Annotated in this window: 3 protein-coding genes; 1 reads left to right on the forward strand and 2 read right to left on the reverse strand. The window is 71.3% G+C overall.

Annotation, left to right across the window (positions count from 1 at the left end; translation table 11 throughout):
* Positions 1 to 253 precede the first annotated feature (253 nt).
* Entirely contained in the window at positions 254 to 532 is a 279-nt protein-coding gene (locus SACSA_RS0100210) for a YciI family protein (protein WP_019812532.1), read from the forward strand.
* A 27-nt stretch (positions 533 to 559) separates the two neighbouring features.
* On the opposite strand, the gene SACSA_RS0100215 is transcribed toward SACSA_RS0100210, so the two are convergent.
* The gene (locus SACSA_RS0100215; RefSeq protein WP_019812534.1) at positions 560 to 1675 is read right to left on the reverse strand and encodes an NDMA-dependent alcohol dehydrogenase; all 1116 of its coding nucleotides are present in this window, start codon (positions 1673 to 1675) and stop codon (positions 560 to 562) included.
* Between the two features lie 194 nt (positions 1676 to 1869).
* Entirely contained in the window at positions 1870 to 2331 is a 462-nt protein-coding gene (locus SACSA_RS0100220) for a TIGR03618 family F420-dependent PPOX class oxidoreductase (RefSeq protein ID WP_028661380.1), read from the reverse strand.
* Positions 2332 to 2481 lie beyond the last annotated feature (150 nt).

The following is a 2481-nucleotide window of genomic DNA, read 5'->3' on the forward strand; positions in this document are numbered from 1 at the left end:
GGGCGCGCTGTGCCGGTCCGGCGCGGGGGCGCTGTGCCGGTCCGGCGCGCCGTGGTGGCGCATGGGCTCGGCGCTGCCGTGCATCGAAACCTGCCCATCCTCGACGGTGCCCTGACGAGCCCCATTGCAGGACTCCTGCGCGACCCAGCGTATCCGTTCCGGACCTGGACTCCCAATGCGCGGCCGGGCCGGGCCGACCCGCTCGCCCGCGTACTACGGTTGTCGCCACCGGTACGGCGCGTGAGGAGGCGGCATGGCTTGGTTCGTGGTCGAGCAGCGTTACGTGCGTGAGAAGTTCGCCGAGGTGCGACCACGGCACCGCGAGTACCTCTCCGCCCTCGCCGAGCAGGGTGTCGTGGCGCTCGCGGGGCCGCTGGACGGCGACACCGGAGGGATGGCGCTGTACCAGGCGACCGACCGCGAGCACCTCCAGCGCATCATCGACGCCGACCCCTACTACGTGGAGGGCGCGGTCGACGAACGCACGGTGCGGGAGTTCACCCCGGTGCTGGGCTCGCTGCTTCCCGGCTGATCCGGGCCGGGAGCCGGTCGGCCCGGATCAGCCGGGCCCGTGCACGATCAGTCCCCGGATGTTGGCGCCGTCGCGCAGGTCGCGGTACCCCTCGTTGACCTCGTCCAGCGAGTAGGTCTTGGTCACCAGTTCGTCCAGTTTCAGCGCGCCCGCGTCGTAGAGGCGCAGCAGCTTGACGATGTCGTACTGCGGGTTGCCTGAGCCGAACAGTGTCCCCTTGACCGTCTTCTCGAAGAGGGTCAGCACACCGCCGGAGAGGTGCACGGTCAGCTTCTCCAGGTCGGCGAGCCCGGTCACGACCACGGTCCCGCCCTTGCCGACGACGTCGAAGGCGTCGGTGATCACCTGCTCGTCCACGACCCCTACGGTGACCAGCGCCTGGTCGGCCATCTGTCCCCAGGTCAGCTCGGCCACCGCGGCGGCGGCCTCGGCGGCGGTGGCGACGGCGTGCGTGGCGCCGAAGCGCAGCGCGCTCTCCCGTTTGAACTCGACCGGGTCCACCGCCACGACGTGCCGCGCTCCCGCGTGGGCCGCGCCCTGCACGGCGTTGATCCCGATTCCGCCGATGCCGTACACGACCGTGGTATCGCCCGCGCGGACCCCGCCCGCGTAGTTCGCGCTCGCCCAGCCGGTCGGCACGCCGCACCCGACCAGCGCCGCCGTCTCCAGCGGGAGCCAGTCGTCGATCTTGACGACGGAGTGCTCGGAGATCGTCGCCCGTTCGGAGAAGGTTCCGAGCATGCACATCGCGCCGAAGTCCCGCCCGTCGGCGTGCAGCCGGAACGTCCCGTCGGGCATGCTCCCCTCCAGGATCGTGGCGCCCATGTCGCACAGGCTCGAGCGGCCGGTCGCGCAGTAGCGGCACCGTCCGCAGTTCGGGATGAAGCTGCACACCACGTGGTCGCCCGGTACCACTCGCGTGACACCCGGCCCGACGTCCTCGATGACGCCGGAACCCTCGTGCCCACCGACGATGGGAAAGCGCGGCGTGAGGTCGCCGTCGATCATGTGCAGGTCGGAGTGACACAGGCCGGACGCGGTGTAGCGGATCAGGACCTCGCCGGGGCCGGGCCCGTCGAGGTCGAGTTCGAGGATCTCGAAGGGCTGGTCCGGACCGAACAGGACCGCTGCCGTGGTCTTCATGCGCACCTCCTTTCCGCGCATTATGACATCGATCACACACCACGCGTGATGCTCGATCAGGGCGACAGCGGGCCACACAGAGTGGTCCTCCGGGCGGTGTCACCTGCTCCGTTCGCCCTCTGCGGCTGGTGTCCGCACGGAATCGCCGACACGGGCGAGCCGGGCCGGTGCCCGGTGGACCGGCCCGGCTCGGGTCAGTGGGCGTCGCGGAGTTTCGCGTGGTCCCAGCTCACGGTCCTGGTCGGCCTGCAGATCAGGCCCACCCGCTTCGGCGCCTGCGCGGCGACGATCCGGCGCAGCGTCGCGTCGTCGGCATCCGGCGTGTACCGGTGGGCCAGGGAAAGGCCCAGGCGGGTGACCGCGTCGAGGTCGGTCACGAGCTCGACGTCGCACTCCATCGACACACCACGCAGCTCGTCGTAGCGGTCGCCGGACTCCACGAGCACCGTCGCGCGCGGGTCGCGGCGCAGGTTGACGACCTTCTGGGACTTGCCGTAGGTCCAGCTCGCCACGCCCTCCTCCCGGGGGACGTACCAGAGCGGTGCCAGGTGCGGCCTGCCGTTCGGTCCGGTCGTGGCGAGGGTGATCACGCGTCGCGCGGCGAGGTAGTCGCTGACCTCGCCCGGACTCATCCGGATTCGCTCGCGGTGTGCCATGTCCGGTTCCTCCGTCTCGCTCCTCGTGACGTCACCGCCGCCCGCGATCCGGGGCCGCGCCGCGCAGGACGCCGTTTCGGCGCGGGCGCGTTCCGCGCGGCACCCGATGTGCGCGGCACCCGACGTGGCGGAGCGGCTTTGGCTGAGGCA

Origin of the sequence: Saccharomonospora saliphila YIM 90502, from assembly GCF_000383795.1 — a bacterium.
GTDB lineage: Bacteria > Actinomycetota > Actinomycetes > Mycobacteriales > Pseudonocardiaceae > Saccharomonospora > Saccharomonospora saliphila.

What these genes read in the sequence shown, in the direction of transcription:
- SACSA_RS0100215 (WP_019812534.1), bottom strand. Translation starts at nt 1,675, where the DNA reads ATGAAGACCACGGCAGCGGTCCTGTTCGGTCCGGACCAGCCCTTCGAG.
- SACSA_RS0100210 (WP_019812532.1), top strand. Translation starts at nt 254, where the DNA reads ATGGCTTGGTTCGTGGTCGAGCAGCGTTACGTGCGTGAGAAGTTCGCC.
- SACSA_RS0100220 (WP_028661380.1), bottom strand. Translation starts at nt 2,331, where the DNA reads ATGGCACACCGCGAGCGAATCCGGATGAGTCCGGGCGAGGTCAGCGAC.